Source organism: Acinetobacter sp. X9 (assembly GCF_054889255.1).
On record NZ_CM142679.1, the window covers coordinates 1549130 to 1571722 of the forward strand.

The window sequence follows — 22593 nt, forward strand, 5'->3', positions numbered from 1 at the left end:
TGATATAAGTATCGCCATGAGCATGGTTCAAAGCTGTTTAGTTTCCGCAAACCTCAGCAACTACTGCGATTCATAAGCCAAATAATTTACAGCAACGTCAACAGGACGAGGTGCACATGTTGGCTATTAGTTTGAATTGTAAGAATGATTAAGAAAGAGGGGGATTTTGATCAAGTGGCAGTTATTGATATGAAAATGTCTGAAAATGATACGCTTAGATAGATATGATCATTTCCATAAGCGCTATATTTTCAATGAATCGATTGATTCTAAAAGTATAGTAATGCGTGTTTCGCATTTTGTCTTATGGGTCTTTCAAGCTGTCTTTGTCATAAAAGACAGCTTTTTTTTATGGCGATTTGATGAGTAGAAAAGTTATGAACGATAGCGATGTTTAGCTTGTTCATAAGCCTCAAGATTAATGCATTGAGCACCCAAGCTTGTGATTTGTGCTTGGTCGAGTTGAAGTTCATCCCATTTTTGCATTTGCTCGAGCAGCCAATAAAAGTCTTCAACTTTTGGAAGAGCACTTTCTTTTACTAAATGACGGACAATATCCTGAATCATATAGTATTTGTCGACATGTACTTCTTCTGAACAATGGAAGCGCACAATTCCAAACTCGACTAATAATTTTAAAATTGGAGCAAAATCGTCTAACTCACTCAATTCTTGTTGGGCTTTCATAATTGCCGTGGTGAGTGCAACCAGTGTTTGTGGATGCTGTTCAGCCCATTCTTGAGTTACGGCTAGAACCTTATCAGCCACAGGTGGAATAATGTTTTGACTTGAGCAAATCATTTTACTTAAGCCTAAAAGCTCGCCTTGAGTATTCCAAGGTTCTCCGACACAAAAACCATCAATCACATGTTTGTCTAATGCTTCGACCATATAAGGTGGTGGTAATGTTTTAAGCTGGATAGATTGTGCAAGTTCAGGATTTGCTAAAGCGAGCCATTCTCTTAAACAATAATGGTGAATAGAATGCTTAAATACATGTGCTAAGGAAAGAGAATGTCCTTGTTCAAGATAGCTTGCCACTTTTTGCGCTGTTACTTGGGCCGTATCATTTTTTTGAATTGCAAGTTGATGAGTAAGTTTTTGACTTAAGCTAATGAAAGCACGATTTTCACTTAAAACCAGTGATGTTTGCAGTGGCGTGCCAATTTGATCTGTGCCTACAGCCGCTGCAGGTAACATTGCAGATAAGCAATGCGCTGCATCTAATAGACCAAAAGCAAGACGGTCTCGAAGACTTGCCCAAGATGCTTCTTTAACTAAAGTGACGTCTAAACCGACTTCCTCAAAGAAGCCTCTTTGTTTTGCCCAAAGCAATGCAAGACAATCAAGCAAAGGAATATAGCCGAGTTGTAATTGAGTCTTTTCTAATGTGCTCATTTATTCATCCTTTAGTTGATTGTTGAGTAATTTTTGGGCATCAAGTAACCGCCGTGCCATTTCTCCAATCGTTATACGGTGACTCATGGCATTTTTTCTAAGAAGTTGGAAAGCTGTATCTTCAGGTAAGCCATGCAGTTGCATGAGTAATACTTTGGCCTTTTCAACATCTTTACGATCAGCCAGTTTTGTTTGAGCCTCTTTTAAATCACCTTCGAGTTTTTTGTGCTTTTTATATTGCTCAATCGAGATTTCTAAAATGGTATGTAAACGGGCAGGGTCTATGCCATCTACAATATAAGCCGTTACTCCCGCATCGATGGCTTGTTTGATGGTGTCTTTATCTGAATTTTTAGTAAACAGGACAGTCGGTAGGTCATAGCTACTCACACAACTTTCAATAATGTCACGATGAGGATGATCCATATCGAGCAAGATCACATCGGCTTGTAAATGCTCGAGACGAAAAATATTTAAATGGTCCAAAGTAAGGCAAGCGACCACTTCAAAATCATTTTCAAGCAGACTTTTTCTTATATAGTCTGCTCGCGCATGATCATCATCAATAAGGGCTATTTTGAGTTTTGGCATAAGTTCAGAAAATCAGGCTAAGAAAATGCGCCAATTCGACGCGTTTTTTGTTATGAGGTTTTAAGCAAGATTAGTGCCATCCAAAACTAAACAAAAAATCCAGTTTAAGTGGCATTTCAGCAAGCTAAAGAATGAATGTGGTCAGTCTTGGTGCAAAAATACGATTCATTTTGTGGCAAGACATATTTTTATCTTAAGCATTTAAGTGTACAGCGATGGGGCAAATAGAATAAGACATTATTTTTATAAGATAGCTGGCGAAATTATATCTATATGAAATTAAAAATAAAAAATTTTTAAATTAAATTTATATAAGAATTGGCATGCAAAATGCTTACTTAATTACAGGTCGAAGACGACCATAAGTTTTAAAGACGGCCAACGATGTCCGTTCTGATCGAATTTGTGAGTGCAACTGTGCACACAAAGAATTTACGTTCAGTCGGAGTGAAGGCCATGTCTTTATTTTTATTGCATAAAAAAGTTACATCTGAATTATCTAATTTTTCAGTTCCAGCGATGCGAGCCTTCTCTATGAGGGGGCTCGCTTTTTTTATTTCTTTTTATGACTTTGCTGTGCATTGGGTGTCATTAACGAGTGGGAAAAATGGATTCCAAGCAGCTACATGCTTTGTGAGATTGATTCGCTTCTCGGTAGAACACAAGGCAAAAAAACAATGTCTATTTGAGAACACAATAACGCAGCTTAAAAGCAACGTGATTTGAGGAGAAACACTATGAAATTGGTAATGATTGGTCATGGTATGGTGGGCCACAAATTCATCGAAGCCATTTTAGAAAAAGCAGATGATGAACTGGAAATCACGATTCTCGCGGAAGAACCTCGTATCGCGTATGACCGTGTACATTTAACCGAATATTTCTCAGGGAAATCGGCAAAAGATTTATCTTTAGCTCGTTTTGACTTTGCTGATGCACATGGCATTGACTTACGTTTAAACACCAAAGCCACAGCAATTGATACAGCTGCGCAAACAGTTACAACCAATCATGGTGATGTCATCAGCTATGACAAATTGGTATTGGCAACAGGTTCGTATGCATTCGTTCCACCCATTCCGGGCAATGACCGCGAAAACTGTTTTGTTTATCGTACCATTGAAGACTTAGACGCGATTCGTGCAGCGAGTCTTAATGCAAAAACAGGCGTAGTCATTGGTGGTGGTTTACTTGGACTTGAAGCTGCAAAAGCTTTACGTGATTTAGATTTAGAAACACATGTTGTTGAGTTTGCGCCACGTTTAATGGCAGTTCAAATTGATGATTTGGGCGGTAAAGTTTTACGCCGTAAAATTGAAGACCTTGGTGTAAAAGTTCATACACAAAAAGCGACACAATCTATCGAATGTGGCAACAGCACTACACATGTAATGAAATTTGCAGATGGTAGCGAGCTTGAAGCAGATGTCATTTTATTCTCTGCGGGGATCCGTCCACGTGATGAACTTGCGCGTAACAGTGGTTTGGCGATTGGTGAGCGTGGCGGTATCGTCATTAATGATTATTGCCAAACTTCAGATAACAATATTTATGCCATTGGTGAATGTGCGCTTTGGCAAAATAAAATTTATGGTTTGGTTGCACCGGGCTATGACATGGCGCGTATTGCAGCAAAACACATTTTAGATGAAGAGTGTAATTGCTTCGCCGGTGCAGACATGAGCACCAAGTTGAAGTTGATGGGTGTGGACGTTGCTTCTGTAGGTGATGCGCATGCCATGACTCCGGGTGCATTAAGCTATTTCTATGCAGATGAGCATGCACTGGTTTATAAAAAGATAGTTGTAAATGCAGATAAAACCAAATTGCTGGGTGCGGTTTTGGTGGGTGATGCCAAAGAATACAACGATCTTTTACAAATGATGTTAAACGGTCTGGCTTTACCTGAGGTTCCTGAAAGCTTGATTATGCCTGGTTTTGAACAATCAGCAGGTAAGTCTGGTGGTAGCGGTGTAGATTTACTTCCAGACAGCGCAACCATTTGTTCATGTAACAACGTATCAAAAGCAGACATCTGCCAAGCAATTAGCGATGGTTCGACCTCTTTAGGTGCATTAAAGAAATGCACCAAAGCAGCAACAGCCTGTGGTGGCTGTGCACCATTAGTGACACAAGTGTTGAAGTCAGAGTTACAACGTCAAGGTGTAACTGTAAATAACCACATTTGCGAACACTTCCCGTACTCGCGTCAAGAGTTGTATCACTTGGTTCGTATCAATGAAATCAAAACTTTTGATGATTTGATTCATCAACATGGTCATGGTCTAGGATGCGATATATGTAAACCTGCTGCCGCAAATATTCTGGCATCTTGCTGGAACGATTTCGTCCTTGAGCCAAGCCATGCAGGCTTACAAGACAGTAATGACTACTATTTGGGTAATATCCAAAAAGACGGTTCTTACTCGGTTGTACCGCGTATGGCTGGTGGTGAAGTGACTCCAGATGGTTTAATCGCGATTGGTCAAATTGCGAAGAAATATAACTTGTATACCAAAATTACTGGCGGTCAACGTGTTGACATGTTCGGTGCGCAAGTTCACGAGCTTCCATTCATTTGGGAAGAGCTGAATGCTGCGGGCTTCGAGTCTGGTCATGCTTACGGTAAATCATTGCGTACCGTGAAATCTTGTGTAGGTAGCACATGGTGCCGTTACGGGGTAGACAACTCAGTTGGTTTAGCGATTGAGCTTGAAAACCGCTACAAAGGTTTACGTTCACCGCATAAATTAAAAATGGCAGTGTCTGGCTGTACTCGTGAGTGTGCGGAAGCGCAAGGTAAAGACGTTGGTATTATCGCGACCGAAAAAGGTTGGAACCTTTATGTATGTGGTAACGGTGGTATGAAACCACGTCATGCAGAGTTACTTGCATCTGACCTTGATAAAGCAACGCTCATCCGTTACATCGACCGTTTCTATATGTTCTACATCCAAACAGCAGACCGTTTACAACGTACGAGTGTATGGCGCGACAACATGGAAGGCGGCTTAGATTACCTTAAATCTGTAGTGGTGGATGATTCACTTGGTTTGGCTGCCGAGCTTGAGCGCCGTATGGAACACATCATTGGCACATATCAAGACGAATGGCGTACTGCGGTGGAAAATCCTGAAGTTCGTAAACGCTTCCAAACGTATATCAACGCAGGAGCAAATGAACAGGCCGATCCACACATTCAATTTACAACTGAACGTGGTCAAATTCGCCCATTAACTGAAGCTGAACGTTCAGAAGACCGTATTCCAATGGTTGAAGCATAAAGGAGAACTTATATGAATATTGTACAAGACAAAAATATGCTTCCTGATGATCAATGGATTGATGTGTGTGCACTCGATGATTTAACCCCAAACACTGGTGCAGGAGCGCTAGTGGGCAGTCAAGCGGTTGCAATCTTCCGTGTGGGGCATGAAAAACGTGTTTATGTACTGAGCAATAAAGATCCGTTTAGCCAAGCGAATGTGATGAGCCGTGGGATTATTGGTGATTTACAAGGCGAACGCGTCGTTGCATCTCCAATCTATAAACAACATTTCAGTTTAGCTACGGGCCGTTGTTTAGAAGATAAAGACCAAAAATTGGCAGTTTATCCGAGCAAAATTGTTGATGGTCGTGTCTGGGTCAACGCGGTGCCGCAAAAAACTTATATTACCAATACAGGTGTATCACAAGACAAACTTAAACTGGTGCTGATCGGGAATGGTTTGGCAGGGATGCGTTGTCTAGAAGATTTACTTGATATGGCGCCAGACCGTTATGAAGTTACGGTGATTGGTGAAGAACCATGGGGGAACTATAACCGTATTATGTTGTCTCCGGTTTTATCGGGTGAAAAAACCATTGAAGACATTATGTTGCATCCACCAAAGTGGTATGACGATAAAGGCATTAAATTTATTGCCGGTGATAAAGCCGTAAAAATTGATCGCCCACGTAAAGTGGTTTACACCGAAAAAGGTCGGACAGTTGATTATGATCGTTTGATTCTGGCAACAGGCTCGGCACCATTTATTCCACCAGTTCAAGGTGTTGACTTAAAGGGTGTGTTAACTTTCCGCGATATTTATGACGTCAACACCATGATTGAATACTGCGATTCAAAAACCAATGCAGTGGTGATTGGTGGCGGTTTACTCGGTTTAGAAGCGGCGTATGGTTTAAAACAACGCGGTATGAATGTCACAGTATTGCATTTGATGGACCGTATTATGGAACGTCAACTTGATGGTCGTGCGAGCCAGTTATTACGTCATAGCATTGAGCAAAAAGGCATTCAAATCATTACCGAAGCCAATACTGAAGCATTAATTGGTGATGAAAATGGGCATGTGAAGCAAATTCGGTTGAAAGATGGCACAGTTTTAGACGCAGACCTTGTGGTATTTGCTGTAGGTATTCGTCCGAATATTGCTTTGGCCCAAAGTGCAGGATTACGTTGTAACCGTGGTGTATTAGTGAATGATACCATGCAAACATTTGACCCAAGTATTTACGCGGTAGGTGAGTGTATTGAACACCGTGGTCAAACTTTCGGTTTGGTTGAACCACTGTGGGGGCAAGCTTTTATTTGTGCGACCCATTTAGCAGAGCACGGCAGCTTAACTTTTAAAGCACCAACTGTGCCGACTCAGTTAAAAGTCAGTGGTGTCGATGTATTCTCGGCTGGTAATTTTGAACCGAAAGATGATTATGAAGACATTATCCTGAACGATGAAAAACGCCAGATTTATAAGCGTATTATCATTCAAAGCGATCGGGTAATCGGTGCAGTACTGTTTGGTGATACTGAAGATGGCATGTGGTATGCAGAGTTAATTGCAGATCAAACACCTGTTTCTTCATTCAGAAATAAACTGCTATTTGGTCGAGATTTTGCATTAAAAAATGCAGGCTAAATAGGGAAAGGAGCAGTTATGAATAGTATTCCAAGCGTTGAAGTCGATAGCTCCGATCATGTTGCAAAAAACACTAAAACAACATGTCCATATTGTGGTGTAGGTTGTGGTGTTAGCGTAAACGTCCAACAAAAATCTCAAGGACCTGTGGTGCAAGTTGAGGGGGATGCTGAGCATCCTTCCAACTTTGGACGCTTATGTATTAAAGGTAGCCGTCTTGCGGATACTTTAGGGTTAGAAACACGTGTTTTACAACCAATGATGGGGCGCAAAGCTGATCGAGTGGTAACGACATGGGATGCGGCAATCAATAAAATTGCTGATAAATTCCAATCTTGTATCGATCAATATGGTCGTGACAGCATTGCATTTTATGTTTCAGGTCAGCTTTTGACTGAAGACTATTATGTGGTGAATAAGTTTGTAAAAGGCTATTTGGGTACTGCAAATATTGATACCAACTCACGCCTTTGCATGTCATCTGCGGTGGCAGGTCACAAACGGAGTTTCGGTGAAGATATTGTGCCTGCAAGTTATGAAGATTTTGAACATGCAGATATGGTGGTATTGGTCGGTTCCAATACCGCATGGTGCCATCCTGTGCTGTATCAGCGGATTATGCAGGCTAAAAGCCACAATCCCGATATGTTTGTGGTGGTAATTGACCCACGTTTTACCAGTACCTGTGAACAAGCGGATTTACATTTACCGATTTTACCGGGCCAAGATGTCGCATTGTTCAACGGTCTATTTCAATATTTATATCAAAATGGTCATGCCGATCAGGCTTTTGTTGATGCTTATACCGAAGGTTTGCAAGGAGTTTTGGCAAGCAGTCAGCCAGAAGCCGATATTGAATATGTGGCAAAGCGTACAGGTATTGCACTCGATAAATTACAGCAGTTTTTTGAAAAATTTGCACAGACTGAAAAAGTAATCACGCTATTTTCAATGGGTGTGAATCAATCAAGTCAGGGCGTAAATAAGGCCAACAGTATTATTAATTGTCATTTACTAACAGGCAAAATTGGTAAGCTCGGCGCTGCACCATTTTCGATGACAGGTCAGCCCAATGCCATGGGTGGCCGAGAAGTGGGTGGCTTAGCCAATATGCTAGCGGCACACATGGACTTAGATAACCCATTACATCAAAAAGTAGTGCAAACCTTTTGGGATAGCCCATTTATTGCGACTCAAGCTGGCTTAAAAGCAGTTGATTTATTCCGTGCCGTTGAAGCTGGAAAAATTAAAGCCATCTGGATTATGGCGACAAATCCAGTCGTGAGTCTGCCAGATGCCGATCAGGTGAAACGTGCTTTAGAAAAATGCGAATTAGTCGTTGTGTCAGATATCTGTGCCGATACGGATACTACAGCTTACGCCGATATTTTGCTTCCAGCTTTAGGTTGGGGCGAAAAAGATGGAACCGTTACTAACTCTGAGCGTCGTATTTCACGTCAACGTGCTTTTTTACCTGCGCCGGGCGAAGCAAAAGCAGATTGGTGGTCTGTTAGCCAAGTCGCGAAAAAATTAGGCTTTAATGGTTTTGACTTTGCGAGTGCAAATGACATCTTTAATGAGCATGCAGCGTTATCTGCACAAGACAATACAGACATGGATCTGCGAGAAGAGAGTAATAATTTTCGTTATTTCAATCTGAAAGGTTTAATGAACCTAAGTAATGCTGAGTACGATGCTCTACAACCAGTGCAATGGCCAGTATGGGATAAAAACCAAGACGCTAAAGCCGTTCAACAACTGTTTGGCAAGGGCCAGTTTAGTCATAAAAATGCCAAGGCAAAATTGATTCCGACGGTTGCAATTGATCCCGTACATGCAGTTTCAGAACATTATCCGCTCATTTTGAACACGGGACGTATTCGTGATCAATGGCACACCATGACGCGTACTGGTTTGTCACCAAATTTGACCAGTCACCGCGCTGAACCATTCTGTGAGATTCATCCAAGTGATGCCTTGAAATTTGGTGTACGTGATCAAGGCTTAGTAGAAGTTCGTTCGAAATGGGGCAGTTGTGTACTACGTGTGACCTTCTCATCGGGGGTACGTCGTGGGCAAATTTTTGCACCGATTCACTGGACTGAACAGGTTGCATCCGACGCCCGCATTGGTAAAGTCGTTAATCCAGAAGTTGATGCAATTTCAGGTGAACCTGAGTTCAAACATACGCCTGTAACTATTCAGCCGTTCTATACCACTTGGCAAGGTGTGCTCTATATTCGTGAAGGATACGATTCGCATATTCAAGAATCGCTACATCACTGTGCATGGTGGACCAAGGTCAAAATGGTGAAAACCAACCGTTATGAACTTGCAGACCGCCAAACTTTTCACGATACTCAAAAGAATCTGAAAAGCTTTTTACCATTTGCCGATGAAACCTTTGAATGGTTAAGCATAGAAGATATCTCTTCACAACTGAGCCATAGCGTTATTTTGAAAGATGGCATTGTAATTGCAAGTCTATATATTGCACCCCCAGATTTATTGCCAGACCGTGATTGGGTAGCGAGTCTGTTTAAACGAGAACGTTTGAGCGCCTTGCACCGAAAAGCTTTACTAGCGGGTATGCCAATGTCGGCTACTAATAATGATGGGCCTTTAGTGTGTAGTTGTTTTAAAGTAGGTAAAAATAAAATTATCGACGTGATAAAAACACAAAACATTACCCATGAAAAACAGGTTACTGCATGTTTAAAAGCAGGTGGGAACTGTGGTTCATGTTTACCTGAGATTCGTGGCTTGATTAAAGCTTGCCAACAAGAGGTGGAAGTGTGAATAAGGGATATCCCGTAACTGATCTGGTCATTTTGGCGGGTGGACAAGCCCGCCGTATGAATGGTTTAAATAAGCTATTGCAGCAATTTGATGGCGATACGCAACTACTCAAAATTCATCAAAAACTAAAGTCATCTGTATCTGAAATTTGGGTAAATAGTCATCGTGATTATTCGATTTATCAAAGTATTGTGCCTGATATTAAGTGTTTTCAAGATGATGCTTCCGGTTTTTTCGGCCCACTTATGGGCATGAAAAGCGCATGGTCACATGTAAAAGCAGATTATGTTTTGTGTATTCCCTGTGATGTGACGTATATACCTACGCAAGTCGTTGCGAAATTACACAGCGCACTACGCAAAAATAAACAAGCTCAGGCAGCCTATGTTTCAATTAATGGGGATGCTTTATACCCATTTTGCTTATTAAAGCGTGAAAGCCTGCTTACGATAACAGCGCAAATTGACAAACAACGATTAAGTTTAAAAGAGTGCTTTAAGCTTTTACATGCACAAGTCGCCGTATTTCAAAAACAAAACTTATTTTTTCATAGCATTAACTCTTTGGATGAGCTTCAACAATATAAACAAATCAATGCTTTTAAAGAGATATTTACCGCGAGTTAAACATTAGATTCTATCAATTTACAAACTAAAGTGATGTTATAAACAAATTTAAAATGATGCGTTCTTGACTATCTAATATATAAGTTCTATTTTGGAACTTGTTGTTTTAATTCTAGCTAGATGTATAAAAATAAACGGAGCCAGAAAAATGATGGACGCAGCTCAGCAAAGTAAAACAGATGTGACCGCATGTATCTTATGTTCTAGAAACTGCGGTTTGAGTGTCGAAATTAAAGATAACCAGTTTGTCAAAATTAAAGGTGATCCCGAACATCCTTTTTCTCAAGGTTACATTTGTCAAAAAGCTGCCAGATTACAGCATTACCAGCAACACGCAGACCGTTTGACCACACCTTTAAAACTTCAGCCAGATGGTTCATTTCAAGAAGTGAGTTGGGATGTTGCCATACAAGAAATTGCTGATCGATTAGTGCAGATTAGAGATGATTTTGGTGGGACTGCTTTTGCTTCGGTTGGGGGCGGTGGCCAAGGCAATCATTTAGGTGCAGCGTATGGTCGACAACTTTTGCTGGCCATGAAAAGTTATTATGCATACAACTCACTTGCCCAAGAAAAAACGGGTGATTTCTGGCTGAATGGTCGTTTGTTCGGTAGTCAGGCTTGCCATACCACAGAAGATGTTGAACATGCCGACTATGTACTTTTCATTGGAACAAATCCTTTTCAGGCCCATGGCATTCCCAACGCCCGAGACACGCTAAAACATATTAAGAAAGATCCGAACCGAACTATGGTGGTGTTTGACCCGCGTGTTACCGAAACAGCCAAACAAGCAGATATCCATGTGCAATTAAAACCAGGGACAGATGCTTTTTTAATGTCAGCCATGATTGCGATCATTATTAAAGAAAAGCTTTATGACGAAGCATTTATTGAGCAGCATACGCACGGTTTTGAAGACGTAAAAACAGCATTTAGTCGAGTTCCAATTGAAGACTATATTGCTAAAGCTGATGTTCCAGTCGATTTGATTTACCAAGTCGTTCGAGATTTTGCCAAGGCGAAAAAAGGCTGTATACGTATTGATTTAGGCATTCAACATACTTTAAATACTACATTAAACGGATATTTAGAAAAACTACTGTACTTACTGACTGGAAACTTTGGAAAGCAAGGTACCAATAATCTGCATACTATGTTTATTCCAATCTTAAGCGATACAGATGAAAGAAAGCCTAAATATCGACGTAGTGTTTACCATAAAATGTTCCCCATTTCTGGGTTCTTCCCGCCTAATATTTTACCCGATGAAATTTTAAAAGCAGGGGAAAAGCGAATTCGTGCTGTGTTTGTAGATAGTTGTAACCCGTTATTAACTTATCCTGATACACCAGCTTATGAGGAAGCATTTAAAGCATTAGATTTGTTGGTTGTGGTGGATGTTGCCATGACGGAAACCGCTAGGCTTGCGGACTACATTTTGCCAGCGCATACCCAGTTTGAAAAATGGGAATTTACTGGCTTTAATCTTGAGTTTCCTAAAAATGGTTTTCACCTCAGGCATCCTGTATTGGCCGCTCAAACGAATACTTTGCCAGAGGCAGAAATTTATACACGATTACTTGAAGCTATGCAGGTGATTCCAAAACGCTTTCCAATTTTAGAAAAAATAGCTTCAGTCGACTCGAAAAAAACAGCCTATTTACCGTATTTGTCGGCATTAGGACTCACTTTTGCACGACACAAAAAATATATTCCTTTTGCAGCTTCAATTATCTATCGTACTTTAGGTAAGCAGTTAGAAAACTCAGCTGGTTCAGTTGCTTTTTTATTGCCGCTCTCTATTCAATATGCTGTGTTATACACCAAAGCGGTAAGTCGTGCAGGTTATAAAGGTAATCCGTTAACACAAGGTGTCAAACTATTTGAACAGATATTAAAGCAACGTTCAGGTATGGTGTTATCGCAACATGAATATGATGAAGTCTGGAAACTGGTAGCTTATAAAGATAAGAAAATACGTCTAGCTATTCCAGAGATGTTAACTGAGCTCACAAATTTAAAAAATCATCAGGTTAACGTTGAAGAATTTCCTTTTATCCTCTTATCAGGTGAGCGACGTAGTTATAACGCCAACCAAATTTACCGTGACCCAGCATGGCGAAAAGTAGATGCTGAAGGAGCTTTAAGAATTCATCCTGAAGATGCAGAAGCCTTAAGTGTAGCTGTAGGTGATCAAATCAAATGTATCTCACAACATGGAGAAATTCAGGTTACTGTAGATTTTGATGAGGGAATGCGAAAAGGAGTTGTTTCGCTTCCACATGGTTATGGCATGCGCTTTCAAGGTGGGGAACCTATTGGACCACAATTAAACATGCTCATTTCTGGTGAGCATTGTGACCCTTTATCTAAAACACCGTACCATAAATATGTACCCATCCGTTTAGAAAAGTGCTAGAAATAAAGTAGGGCATATAAAAGGTTGACGCCGCACTGATTTTGTAAAGCTTTAAAGTTTAAACTAAAACGATACGGCCGAAATTTCAAATACAACCCAAAAAGTTATGGATGATAAATAGAATTGGAACAAATTTTGCAATAAAGATCAAAGCACTACTAAGGCGCAATTTTAAAAGTTTAATTGCTCTTAATGAGTGCTTGCAATATTTGAACTGTTCTCGATATGAGTGCAAATAATGAAAAAATATCACTCTGAAACTGCGCCAATGCTTTTGCAAGATCAATATGGGCGTATCAAGCGAAAGTTACGTATTTCAGTAACTGATCGCTGTAATTTTAAGTGTGTGTATTGCATGCCTGAACATCCTGAATGGCTAAATAAACAAGATTTGCTTAGTTTTGAGGCGCTCTTTCAGTTTTGCAGTTTTATGGTGCAACAAGGTATTGAAAGCATCCGTATTACGGGTGGGGAACCATTAATGCGTCAAGGAATTGTCCATTTCGTTCGTGATTTACAAGCCTTAAAAGCATTAGGTTTAAAACGTATTTCAATGACCACTAATGGACATTACCTTGCAAAGTACGCTAAGCAATTAAAAGATGCTGGTTTAGACGACTTAAATATTAGTCTAGATAGCCTAGATCCAGTTCAATTTAAAGAACTCACCAAGAAAAAGTTAGAACCAGTTCTTGAGGGTATTCAAGCTGCCAAAGATGTAGGGCTACCCTTTAAAATTAACTGTGTGTTAATGAAAAATAAAAATGACGATCAAATCCTACCTATGGTGAGATGGTCAATCGCTAATCAGATTCCGTTACGCTTTATTGAGTTTATGCCGCTTGATGGTGATGCACTCTGGTCAAATAAAGATGTGGTGAGTGAAGCAGAAATTTTACAGACATTACAACCGCATTATTCGGTACAAGTCATCGAGCAACAACATGAGCCAGCGCGTCAATATCTACTTAATAATAGCTACACTCTAGGCATCATTTCGACCATTACTCATTCATTTTGCCACCAATGTGACCGCATACGACTAACGGCACAAGGTGAGCTATATAACTGTCTATTTGCGCAGCAGGGTTTAAATATTAAGCCGCAGCTTCAAGCATTATTACGCGCACATAACCCAACCGATCATGTTCTGCATAGTCAGCAATTAAAAGATCAAGTTATGCCGTATATTTGGCACAAAGCAAAAGGCTTTCATGCCTTACAACATCAACAAACCCGTAAAATCAGTATGCATATGCTTGGGGGATAAATGCAGCAATCTATCCAAATTAAAATCGAATCATTCGGTGCAATTGAAAAATTGCTTCCCCAAAATCTTTCGATCGTTTGTCCTGCCAATATTCTAGTGAAAGATGTCTTAGATCAAATTGTGACTTTACATCCGGAATGCACACAGGCCATGGAAAAATGTGCATGTGCGATAGAGGATAACGTTATAACCAGACAATCTGCCTTAAGTGAGCCGTGTACTTTGGTTTTATTATCACCAGTTGCAGGAGGGTAAGTCATGCGAGATTTTGCACGTATTCAAGAGCAGGCTTTAAGCCTAGATATCTTTGATCCGATTCAATCTTTTCCAGAATGTGGTGGTATCGATATTTTTATGGGTACGGTTCGTAACCATCATGAAGGTAAAGCTGTTAAAGCACTAAAATATACCTCGTATAAACCGCTTTCTGAAAAAATGATACGTGAAATTGAACTGGAAATTGAGAAAAAGTATCAGGTATCTTATGTGCGAGTGGTTCATCGGATTGGGCATCTAGATGTCGGTGAAACAGCCATTATTGCAATTGCTTATGCAGCCCACCGCCGTGAAGCTTTTCAAGCATGCGAAGAAGCAGTTGAGCGGGTAAAACATGAAGTGCCTGTTTTTAAAGAAGAGTTCTTTACAGATGGCACGAGTCATTATGTAGAGGGCTGCTGTATTCGTAAGGATGTACCGCACGAACACAAGCATCACCATCATGCCGGCCATGAACACTCACACTGAAATAAGTAAGACTAGGATAAATAATGAAAAATGTAGGAATGAAGCCGGAAAGTTATCGTGTTGCTGAAGCACAAGCTATTTTATATGCGCCACCGCACTGTATTGAATTATTAAGACAAGGGAATACGGAAAAAGGTGATGCATTAAAAACCGCACGTGTTGCAGGAATTTTGGCAGCAAAACGTACTGATGAGCTGATTCCTTTGTGTCATCCACTGCCGATTTATCGGGCAGATGTTGAATATGAACTAGAACATGATTTTGTAAAGATCGTTGCCGTAGTTGAAACCATTGGTCCAACTGGCGTAGAGATGGAGGCCTTAACGGCTGCCAGTCTCGCAGGTTTAACCATTTACGATATGTTAAAACCACATTGTGAACCAGAAGAACTCTGGATGGACCAATGTAAATTGCTTAAGAAAAAAGGCGGTAAATCACACTTTAAGCGAGTTCTTCGTCAGCCTGTTTCGGCTGCGGTTATTGTGTTGTCAGACACCGTAGCAGCGGGTAGAAAGCCCGATACTGCCGGAAAATCTGTGGTTGAAACTTTAACAGAGGCAGGATTCGATCCAATTCATTACCAAATTTTGCCAGATGAAGCGGATACTTTAAAAAACTTAGTGCTTGAGTTGAGCAAATCATATGCTTGCATTATGACGGTTGGTGGAACAGGAATTGGTAAGCGTGACATTACGGTTGATACGCTAGAACCACTTTTAGAACGAAAGCTAGATGGCTTAATGGAAGCTGCTCGTTCATTTGGACAAAAACGCACGCCATACGCTGCAATGTCGCGTGGAGTAGCTGGATTTATTGATCGCTCTTTAGTGGTGACTTTACCGGGAAGCCGTGGTGGAGCAAGCGAATCAATGGCTGCTATTTTACCTGCCTTAGTCCATATTTTTGATGTTTGCCGTGATCTACCACATCCGGGAGGCTATGAGTAATGACTGGTTGTGGTGCAGAACGTGGATTGATTAGCGTAGATGAAGCAATTGAACTGATTAGTAACCGACCTAAAAAATTAGGTTCGATTCAGCAACCTCTTCAAAATAGCCTAAGTAGATATCTTGCTAAGGAAATTTATTCAGAAATTAATTTACCAAGTTTCTCTCAAAGTGCTGTAGATGGTTACGCACTTTGTTGTCATGCCGAAGATTTAAATAATCAAAAGTTTCAGGTTACTGGCGAGATTCGTGCTGGAAGCGAAAGTCATGACATTTTGAGTGAAGGTCAAGCAATTCGTATATTTACGGGCGGTAAAATTCCTGAAGGCACAACGCACGTAGCTCGGCAAGAAATCGTATCGGTTGTTTCGCCTCAAGAAATTTCGTTAATGGAGCATATACGCCCTCAAGCTGATATCCGTTTTACTGGCGAAGAAATCCAGAACGGGCAGTTGCTTGCCCAAGTTGGACAGTTTTTAAATATTGGAAGCTTGGCTGCCTTAAGTATGGCGGGTGTACAAACGGTTGACGTTTACCGTGCGCCGAAAGTCGCTGTTTTAGTCACGGGTGATGAAGTTGCCCAAAAAGCAGAAGATCTAGCTGAAGGTAAAATCTTTGATGTAAATGGACCATTACTAAAAGCTTGGTTTGAAGATTATGGTTTAGATGTTGAACTCATTCATGTGGCAGATGAGGCAGCACAGGTCACACAATATTTCGACCAATTAAAAGATACACATGATGTCATCATAACCACAGGTGGAGTCTCTGTAGGCGACTATGATTTTGTTCGGCCATGCGCTTTTGAAGTTGGTTTTGAACAGATCTTTTGGAAAGTAAAACAAAAGCCGGGTAAGCCACTCTTTTTTGCTGAATATTCTCAGCCTGAATCAGATCACCACTGTTATTTACTGGGGTTGCCTGGTAATCCTGCTGCGGTCTATGTGTCTATGCAGGTTTACGGTAAAGCATTGCTTGACACTTTGCAGGGAAACCAAGCTGGCCTAGTGTGGTTTAGTGCAATTTTAGATCACGATTTAAAAGAAGATGCACGCGAGCGTTTTCTAAGAATGCATGCCTGTTTTGACAATGGACAACTCAAAGTTAAAAGTTTGGCAAAACAGCAATCACACATGCTCAGTAATTTAATGCAGGCCAATTGTCTGGTGCGAATTCCGGCAAGTGTGAAACTAGAAGCAGGTCATATTTTGAAGGGCGTATTTATTTCAAATTAATAACCAGTAATGATAAATATAACTCATTATATAATTGAGTGAGTTATATTTATTAAGCAATTTTAAATAATAACTTTTAATTTTTTATAATGAAAATTCTTTCATAAGCTTGATAAGAAGTTATTTTTATAATGAATCTTGCATAAATCGTGCTAAGTGGTTTAGGGTATAAACAATAGGGCCATTAGGCTAGGAAATATCGAGGAACGCATAAAGATGAAATGGGACGACATCGGTGATCAACCTTGTTCGGTTGCTCGTATGCTATCAGTGATTGGCGATCGATGGACGATGCTAATATTACGTAATGCTTTTATGGGAATACGCCGTTTTGACGATTTTCAAAAGTCATTAGGTGTCACTCGTCATGTCCTTTCGGATCGTTTAAAGCGGTTGGTTGAATATGAAATTTTAGTCAAATCTCCTTATTTTGATCGTCAGGAACGCTTTGAATATAAATTGACTGATAAAGGTTTTGAACTTTATCCAATTATTTTGTCTATGGCGAATTGGGCAGACAAATGGATGGATCAAGGCTTAGGCAAACCTTTAGAATATCGTCATAAAACATGTGGCCATAAATTTGAACCAGTGATGGTATGTTCGGTTTGCCGTGAACCTTTACACGCAAAACAAGTTCAGGTTTCAGCTGGGCCGGGTTATTTTGCATATATACAGCAACAACAGAAACAAGCTTAATTTCTTTTACTACCAATTATAAAGACTCTTGTTGAATCGCATCAGCTAGAGTCTTATAGATGTGGTCATGATTTGACTGGGTTACATTAAAGCGGATGAATTGGCCAGCATTGGAAGCTTGGCTAAACGCGTTTCCTGGCGCAAGAATAACCTGATGATTAATACAATATTTTGCAATTTCTGAAGCTTCAACTTCCTTTGGCAAATGACACCAAACAAAAATTCCAGCTTGAGGCTTAATCCATGGTTTTATACCCAAAGGTTCTAACTGAGTAATGGTATCGTGCATCGCTTTTGCTAATCGAACCTTTAATAATTCTATATGTTTACGATAAGAACCATCTGTTAAAGCACTTAATAAAACTTCAGCTGATACGCCATTGTGAGAAAAGCTTGTGGCAATTTTCAGGTCGGTGAGCTGATCAATCCATTCTGGTTTAGCAATGATATAACCACAACGAATAGATGCCGATAAAGTCTTAGAAAAACTTCCAATAAAGATTACACGTGAAAGATTATCCAAAGCAGCAAGCCGAGGAGCAGGGCTATATTCAAAATCTGAGAAAATATCATCCTCAACAACAATCAAATTTGATTGTTCAATAAGTTTTAATAATTGATGCGCCGTAGAAAGAGAAAGTACTGCACCAGTTGGATTATGAATTCCTGAGTTGGTGATATAAAGCCGTGGATTATAAGTCTCAATTGCTTCTTTAAATGCCTCTAAGTCAGGACCTGTTGGTGTGTAGGGAATACCAATAACTTTGACTTGATGAACTTTAAGTAATGCATGAAAGTTAAAATAACAAGGATCATCAATGAGAACGACATCATCAGGCTTTAGTAAAAATCGGCATACTAAATCAATTGCTTGAGTTCCAGAGTCTGTTAAAAGTACTTGATTAAGATTTGCATTGATACCTTTTGCTTGAGCGCGTCTTGCCAGTAAGTCACGTAGAGCGGGTAATCCTAATGGCGTTGAATAACCCATCAAACAATCATCTGGGCTTCTTGCAGCCGACCTTAATGCTTTACGAATACTATCTAATGGCATCCAGTCATCGGGTAACCAACCGCAACCGGGCTTAAAAACATCTGCTTTCGCCTCCAAAGATTGGCGTGAAATCCATAATGGATCGACTGAGCGATCTAATTTAGGACCTAATTCGCTTAAAGAAAGAGGGGCAAGCGGACCAACAATATAAAAACCAGATCCAGTTCTTGATTCGATTTTGCCTAGAGCAATTAATCTTTCATAGGCTTCTACGATGGTTGAAACCGAAAAGCCAAGATCATTCGCTAATTTGCGAACGGAGGGTAAGCGTGCTCCAGGCATTAAAGACCGATTTTTTATTTGCTGTTCAATCTCTGAAATGACAATTTCAATTTTGGTTTTGTTCTGGTTCATTGACTTATAATCCGAACTGTACTGGTTATTAATACATTACAGTTCTTTTAAATTGTACTGCTTTGTATCTGGTTTATTCACCTTAGCACAGCTTAAATTCTTCGTATAGTGACGGAGAAAATTATGAATAGGTTTATGAATGGCTGGGTGAATGGTTTTATTGGCGTGGCTATTTTTGCGGGATCACTACCAGCAACACGCGTAGCCGTAATGGGGTTCGAACCGGGTTTTCTAACTGCGGCACGTGCGGCAATTGCAGGTATTTTAGGCCTTATTCTTATTTTGGTTTTAAAACAAAAAAAACCAGCCAAGCAAGATTGGTGGCCTCTTGCCATCGTTTCTTTAGGCGTGGTGATAGGTTTTCCTCTATTTACAGCGCTTGCTCTGCAATACATGAATGCGGCTCATTCAATCGTTTTTGTTAGCCTTTTACCTCTCGCAACTGCAATATTTGCTGTGTTGAGAGGCGGTGAAAAACCGAATCAATTTTTCTGGATATTTGCAGTCTTAGGGAGTGCGGTTGTCTTCACTTATATGTTTTTGATTTCTGGTGATACCTCACTTGGGATAGGAGACTTTTATATGTTGATGGCGATCATTTTTTGTGGCTTTGGCTATGCAGAAGGCGGTGTACTTTCAAAAAAAATTGGTGGATGGCAGGTCATTTGTTGGGCGCTTATTTTGTCACTACCTTTTATGCTATTTTTGACTATTTTCTATATGCCAGCTTCATTTCAGAACATATCTACATCAGCTTTAGTAGGTCTTATTTATGTGTCTTTATTTAGTATGCTGATTGGTTTCTTCTTTTGGTACAAAGGGCTTGCGCAAGGAGGAATTGCTGCGATTAGCCAACTACAACTCTTGCAACCTTTAATGGGATTAGGTATTGCTGCGGTCTTGTTACACGAACAAGTAAGTTGGTCAATGTTGGTGGTTACAGCAGCAACAATTTTATGCGTCGCTGCTGCCAAGAAATTTACTTAATTTTATAAACAATTTGCTGGTTTAGGGATTCCAGCTAAACGACTTAAATGACGAGCAACTAAACCAGTATTAAATTGTTGCTGTAAAACAGCATTATTAATCTCTGGACTTACCGTTTTCATTAAAAATTTAATGAGCGGGCGAGTTGCTGGAGAGTGCCCAAACTGTTGATAAAACTGACGCACAGCACCTAAAACTTCGAAATGCCAATCGGTGAGTTCAAGATCAAGTGACTTGGCAAGCTCTTGCGCAACTTCAGGATTCCAGATTGTGTAATCAACCAAATGACCATCTTGGTCTAATTCTAAATTCATGAAACCAGCCTAAATATATTATTTAAGAGAAATACAGCGATTAAACGTTAAAACCAGATCAGCAAATTGATCATAATCTAATACCTTCACCTGAGATAAAGTATCTGTATCAAGTAAGTCTTTCTCGATGCTTAAGCACGAAACAGATTCAAATGGTTGAATCATTTCAGTAGAAATGTGTGCAACTGAATCACCCATAAAAACAACTTGATCACCTATCTGAAAAAGATGACTTAATTCATCAATAATCTTAGGTGTAGCATGGTAAGAAGATTGCACAAGATAAAGTGTTGACGGATTCATTAAACTTACACCTTTATCTACCAATATAGAACATGATCAAAAGATTGAATGAACTCAGCATTCAACTGAACGAATTCAATCTCTTGTTCGGTTTTTTGTACAAGAGGATGCTGCTGATTTTTACTTTCAATCAGAATTGGGCTCAAGTCGTAGAACTCAAAACTTTCGACCATATTTGAGGCCACTTTGAAAGCCTGACGAAACTGATCAAAGCTTAAATCATTTTGCAAAAGACTAAGAGCTGCATCTTTCAATAATACTTTGACTGGTGAGCCAAAGGTTGCTAAAACCATAGTAGCAGAAAGGCTTTCATTGATTTGAAGACTGGTTAAATTGGCTTGGCTTAAAATGACGAGTACAGATTTCACACAATATACCTTTTAAAAGCAACAATCTAAGCAAACAAAGTAACTTAAAATTGAATAAGACGAGATGCTGACTGTACTGCATCAGCAAGTTCACCTAACCCGACAAGTTCAAAGTCTTTGGCAAGGTTGTGATGAGTAAGGTGATGACGACTGGCATTTTCTGCATCTGTAATACCACGAGCGAGGGCAGCACTCACACAAACAGGAAGACGAATTGCAAGCTTTTGCCATTCATGCGTTAAATTACGCTGGTCGTCAGGAACCCATTGAAAATCATTAGCAACCTGCACGCCATCTTGGTAAAAGAATACACGGAAGTCTTCATTTTTACTTTTGAGTGCCTGAGCAAGTCCTAACGCATGCCAAGCATGAATGGAAGTAGGAGCAGAGGTAATTAGTAGTAATGTACTCATTGAGAATTCACTATGGTCATACGTCTAAATGGGCGTAGATACATTAAGAGAAAGGTAAGTATACAATGATTTTAGTGACAGGTGGTTTAGGCTTTATCGGTTCACACATTGCGTTGAGTCTAATGGCTCAAGGGCAAGAGGTGGTAATCGTCGATAATTTGGCTAATTCAACCTTGCAAACTTTGGAGCGACTAGAGTTTATTTCTGGTATGTATGTTCCATTTGTCAAACTTGATGTACGTAATACACCAGCGCTAAATAAGGTGTTTGAGCAATATTCAATTGATGCAGTTATTCATACTGCCGGATTCAAATCAATTGAAGAATCTAACCTTAAACCTCTTGAATATTATAATGATAATGTTAGTTGTATCATGAGCTTGCTTCGTGCCATGCAACGTACGGGTGTTCGTCACTTCATTCATCTGTCTAGCCTTGCAGCTTATGGGAAATCTGGCTTGCAATTGAGTGAGACAGAAGAATTTAATTATGCTTATCCTAATCCCTACATTAAGTCTCAACAGATGATTGAAGAAATTATCCGTGATACTTATAAAATTGACCATGAGTGGAAAATTACGATCTTACGATTGTCTAATATCGTAGGTGCATTTGAACATGGGGTACTCGGAGAGTATGTCGCTCAGCTCCCTAAAAATATTGTTCCGCTTGCGATGCAAGTCGCAGCAATGCAACGTGATTTAATTGAATTACAAGATCAAGCTGAAACGTCAGATCATACGACTGAACGTAGTTTTTTACATGTTTTAGATTTATGTGAAGCTGTCATTGCGAGCTTACATTGGCTGCGTGAACAAACGCATTGTTGTGAAGCATTTAATATTGCACATGACCAAGTTCATTCAATTCGTCAATTACTCGATGAAATTTCACAAGTTACTAAAGCTGAAGTTCCTACACAATCAGCAATTTATAAACATGTCGAGTTAGATCAAGTTGGCGCTAATATTGAGAAAGCAAAAACCTTATTGCAATGGACACCGAAGCGCCCATTAAAACAAATGATCGAAGATGAATGGCGCTTCTATCAAAATACTTTAAATGGAAGATAAGATAATGATTCTTATTTACAATACTGGTATGCTTGAGTACGATATTCAAAATTAACTAGCCAGAGCAAACACTTGCT

General features: G+C 39.9%; 22 protein-coding genes. 15 read left to right on the plus strand and 7 right to left on the minus strand.

What is annotated here, in order from left to right; genetic code table 11:
* Window positions 1–283: 283 nt before the first annotated feature.
* Window positions 284–370 (plus strand): hypothetical protein, encoded by an 87-nt coding sequence (locus tag ACYU0V_RS07345; protein ID WP_101664809.1) that lies wholly within the window; start codon window positions 284–286, stop codon window positions 368–370.
* 5 nt (window positions 371–375) lie between these two features.
* Here ACYU0V_RS07345 and ACYU0V_RS07350 read toward each other — a convergent pair whose 3' ends face one another.
* Window positions 376–1398 carry an ABC transporter substrate-binding protein gene (locus ACYU0V_RS07350; protein ID WP_461849597.1) on the minus strand — a complete coding sequence of 341 codons (1023 nt, stop codon included), beginning with the start codon at window positions 1396–1398 and terminating at the stop codon, window positions 376–378.
* Window positions 1399–1989: an ANTAR domain-containing response regulator gene (locus tag ACYU0V_RS07355; protein WP_002115726.1), complete on the minus strand. Its 591-nt coding sequence runs from the start codon at window positions 1987–1989 to the stop codon at window positions 1399–1401.
* Between the two features lie 384 nt (window positions 1990–2373).
* Between ACYU0V_RS07355 and ACYU0V_RS07360 the strand changes: the two genes are divergently transcribed.
* From ACYU0V_RS07360 to ACYU0V_RS07415, 12 genes are all read left to right on the plus strand, one after another.
* Window positions 2374–2715, plus strand: coding sequence for a hypothetical protein (locus ACYU0V_RS07360; RefSeq protein ID WP_068557134.1), 342 nt, complete (start codon window positions 2374–2376; stop codon window positions 2713–2715).
* A gap of 11 nt (window positions 2716–2726) precedes the next feature.
* Window positions 2727–5273, plus strand: coding sequence for a nitrite reductase large subunit NirB (gene nirB / locus ACYU0V_RS07365; RefSeq protein WP_461849600.1), 2547 nt, complete (start codon window positions 2727–2729; stop codon window positions 5271–5273).
* 12 nt (window positions 5274–5285) lie between these two features.
* Window positions 5286–6908 (plus strand): nitrite reductase small subunit NirD, encoded by a 1623-nt coding sequence (gene nirD, locus ACYU0V_RS07370; protein WP_461849601.1) that lies wholly within the window; start codon window positions 5286–5288, stop codon window positions 6906–6908.
* Window positions 6909–6926: 18 nt separating this feature from the next.
* Window positions 6927–9707: a molybdopterin-dependent oxidoreductase gene (locus ACYU0V_RS07375; protein ID WP_461849603.1), complete on the plus strand. Its 2781-nt coding sequence runs from the start codon at window positions 6927–6929 to the stop codon at window positions 9705–9707.
* The gene (gene mobA, locus ACYU0V_RS07380) at window positions 9704–10333 is read left to right on the plus strand and encodes a molybdenum cofactor guanylyltransferase (protein ID WP_017385978.1); all 630 of its coding nucleotides are present in this window, start codon (window positions 9704–9706) and stop codon (window positions 10331–10333) included. Before ACYU0V_RS07375 ends, mobA begins: the two co-directional genes overlap by 4 nt.
* A gap of 148 nt (window positions 10334–10481) precedes the next feature.
* Window positions 10482–12755, plus strand: coding sequence for a molybdopterin-dependent oxidoreductase (locus tag ACYU0V_RS07385; protein WP_461849605.1), 2274 nt, complete (start codon window positions 10482–10484; stop codon window positions 12753–12755).
* 229 nt (window positions 12756–12984) lie between these two features.
* The gene (moaA, locus tag ACYU0V_RS07390; protein ID WP_461849607.1) at window positions 12985–14025 is read left to right on the plus strand and encodes a GTP 3',8-cyclase MoaA; all 1041 of its coding nucleotides are present in this window, start codon (window positions 12985–12987) and stop codon (window positions 14023–14025) included.
* Window positions 14026–14280, plus strand: coding sequence for a MoaD/ThiS family protein (locus ACYU0V_RS07395; protein WP_304594390.1), 255 nt, complete (start codon window positions 14026–14028; stop codon window positions 14278–14280).
* 3 nt (window positions 14281–14283) lie between these two features.
* Window positions 14284–14769, plus strand: coding sequence for a molybdenum cofactor biosynthesis protein MoaE (locus tag ACYU0V_RS07400; RefSeq protein WP_304594389.1), 486 nt, complete (start codon window positions 14284–14286; stop codon window positions 14767–14769).
* 23 nt (window positions 14770–14792) lie between these two features.
* Window positions 14793–15716: a bifunctional molybdenum cofactor biosynthesis protein MoaC/MoaB gene (gene moaCB / locus ACYU0V_RS07405; RefSeq protein ID WP_000799987.1), complete on the plus strand. Its 924-nt coding sequence runs from the start codon at window positions 14793–14795 to the stop codon at window positions 15714–15716.
* The gene (locus ACYU0V_RS07410; protein WP_461849610.1) at window positions 15716–16951 is read left to right on the plus strand and encodes a molybdopterin molybdotransferase MoeA; all 1236 of its coding nucleotides are present in this window, start codon (window positions 15716–15718) and stop codon (window positions 16949–16951) included. Before moaCB ends, ACYU0V_RS07410 begins: the two co-directional genes overlap by 1 nt.
* Window positions 16952–17167: 216 nt before the next feature.
* The gene (locus tag ACYU0V_RS07415; RefSeq protein WP_032036550.1) at window positions 17168–17650 is read left to right on the plus strand and encodes a winged helix-turn-helix transcriptional regulator; all 483 of its coding nucleotides are present in this window, start codon (window positions 17168–17170) and stop codon (window positions 17648–17650) included.
* Between the two features lie 16 nt (window positions 17651–17666).
* On the opposite strand, the gene ACYU0V_RS07420 is transcribed toward ACYU0V_RS07415, so the two are convergent.
* On the minus strand, window positions 17667–19058 hold the full coding sequence (locus ACYU0V_RS07420) for an aminotransferase-like domain-containing protein (protein ID WP_461849613.1): 1392 nt from the start codon (window positions 19056–19058) through the stop codon (window positions 17667–17669).
* Between the two features lie 123 nt (window positions 19059–19181).
* Here ACYU0V_RS07420 and ACYU0V_RS07425 point away from each other — a divergent pair, with 123 nt between their 5' ends.
* Window positions 19182–20045, plus strand: a complete 864-nt coding sequence (locus ACYU0V_RS07425; protein WP_461849614.1) for a DMT family transporter — start codon at window positions 19182–19184, stop codon at window positions 20043–20045.
* A gap of 2 nt (window positions 20046–20047) precedes the next feature.
* On the opposite strand, the gene ACYU0V_RS07430 is transcribed toward ACYU0V_RS07425, so the two are convergent.
* Genes ACYU0V_RS07430 through tusD form a run of 4 tightly spaced genes read right to left on the minus strand, consistent with a single transcriptional unit; the run spans window position 20048 to window position 21443 of the window.
* Window positions 20048–20359 carry a TusE/DsrC/DsvC family sulfur relay protein gene (locus ACYU0V_RS07430; protein ID WP_199977726.1) on the minus strand — a complete coding sequence of 104 codons (312 nt, stop codon included), beginning with the start codon at window positions 20357–20359 and terminating at the stop codon, window positions 20048–20050.
* Between the two features lie 18 nt (window positions 20360–20377).
* Window positions 20378–20662 (minus strand): DsrH like protein, encoded by a 285-nt coding sequence (locus tag ACYU0V_RS07435; RefSeq protein WP_069036923.1) that lies wholly within the window; start codon window positions 20660–20662, stop codon window positions 20378–20380.
* A 17-nt stretch (window positions 20663–20679) separates the two neighbouring features.
* Window positions 20680–21030 (minus strand): hypothetical protein, encoded by a 351-nt coding sequence (locus tag ACYU0V_RS07440; protein WP_017385985.1) that lies wholly within the window; start codon window positions 21028–21030, stop codon window positions 20680–20682.
* Window positions 21031–21074: 44 nt separating this feature from the next.
* Window positions 21075–21443, minus strand: coding sequence for a sulfurtransferase complex subunit TusD (gene tusD / locus ACYU0V_RS07445; protein WP_002115623.1), 369 nt, complete (start codon window positions 21441–21443; stop codon window positions 21075–21077).
* A gap of 65 nt (window positions 21444–21508) precedes the next feature.
* On the opposite strand from tusD, the gene galE reads away from it, so the two are divergent.
* On the plus strand, window positions 21509–22516 hold the full coding sequence (gene galE / locus ACYU0V_RS07450) for a UDP-glucose 4-epimerase GalE (protein WP_087400766.1): 1008 nt from the start codon (window positions 21509–21511) through the stop codon (window positions 22514–22516).
* Window positions 22517–22593: the final 77 nt, after the last annotated feature.

Bases quoted from the DNA above. Each gene is read 5' to 3' on its own strand.
- tusD (WP_002115623.1), bottom strand. From the start codon at position 21,443: ATGAGTACATTACTACTAATTACCTCTGCTCCTACTTCCATTCATGCT.
- nirD (WP_461849601.1), top strand. From the start codon at position 5,286: ATGAATATTGTACAAGACAAAAATATGCTTCCTGATGATCAATGGATT.
- ACYU0V_RS07425 (WP_461849614.1), top strand. From the start codon at position 19,182: ATGAATAGGTTTATGAATGGCTGGGTGAATGGTTTTATTGGCGTGGCT.
- ACYU0V_RS07360 (WP_068557134.1), top strand. From the start codon at position 2,374: ATGTCCGTTCTGATCGAATTTGTGAGTGCAACTGTGCACACAAAGAAT.
- ACYU0V_RS07395 (WP_304594390.1), top strand. From the start codon at position 14,026: ATGCAGCAATCTATCCAAATTAAAATCGAATCATTCGGTGCAATTGAA.
- ACYU0V_RS07435 (WP_069036923.1), bottom strand. From the start codon at position 20,662: ATGAATCCGTCAACACTTTATCTTGTGCAATCTTCTTACCATGCTACA.
- ACYU0V_RS07355 (WP_002115726.1), bottom strand. From the start codon at position 1,989: ATGCCAAAACTCAAAATAGCCCTTATTGATGATGATCATGCGCGAGCA.
- ACYU0V_RS07415 (WP_032036550.1), top strand. From the start codon at position 17,168: ATGAAATGGGACGACATCGGTGATCAACCTTGTTCGGTTGCTCGTATG.
- nirB (WP_461849600.1), top strand. From the start codon at position 2,727: ATGAAATTGGTAATGATTGGTCATGGTATGGTGGGCCACAAATTCATC.
- galE (WP_087400766.1), top strand. From the start codon at position 21,509: ATGATTTTAGTGACAGGTGGTTTAGGCTTTATCGGTTCACACATTGCG.
- ACYU0V_RS07420 (WP_461849613.1), bottom strand. From the start codon at position 19,058: ATGAACCAGAACAAAACCAAAATTGAAATTGTCATTTCAGAGATTGAA.
- ACYU0V_RS07350 (WP_461849597.1), bottom strand. From the start codon at position 1,398: ATGAGCACATTAGAAAAGACTCAATTACAACTCGGCTATATTCCTTTG.
- ACYU0V_RS07375 (WP_461849603.1), top strand. From the start codon at position 6,927: ATGAATAGTATTCCAAGCGTTGAAGTCGATAGCTCCGATCATGTTGCA.
- ACYU0V_RS07430 (WP_199977726.1), bottom strand. From the start codon at position 20,359: ATGAATTTAGAATTAGACCAAGATGGTCATTTGGTTGATTACACAATC.
- ACYU0V_RS07400 (WP_304594389.1), top strand. From the start codon at position 14,284: ATGCGAGATTTTGCACGTATTCAAGAGCAGGCTTTAAGCCTAGATATC.
- ACYU0V_RS07410 (WP_461849610.1), top strand. From the start codon at position 15,716: ATGACTGGTTGTGGTGCAGAACGTGGATTGATTAGCGTAGATGAAGCA.
- ACYU0V_RS07385 (WP_461849605.1), top strand. From the start codon at position 10,482: ATGATGGACGCAGCTCAGCAAAGTAAAACAGATGTGACCGCATGTATC.
- ACYU0V_RS07345 (WP_101664809.1), top strand. From the start codon at position 284: ATGCGTGTTTCGCATTTTGTCTTATGGGTCTTTCAAGCTGTCTTTGTC.
- moaCB (WP_000799987.1), top strand. From the start codon at position 14,793: ATGAAAAATGTAGGAATGAAGCCGGAAAGTTATCGTGTTGCTGAAGCA.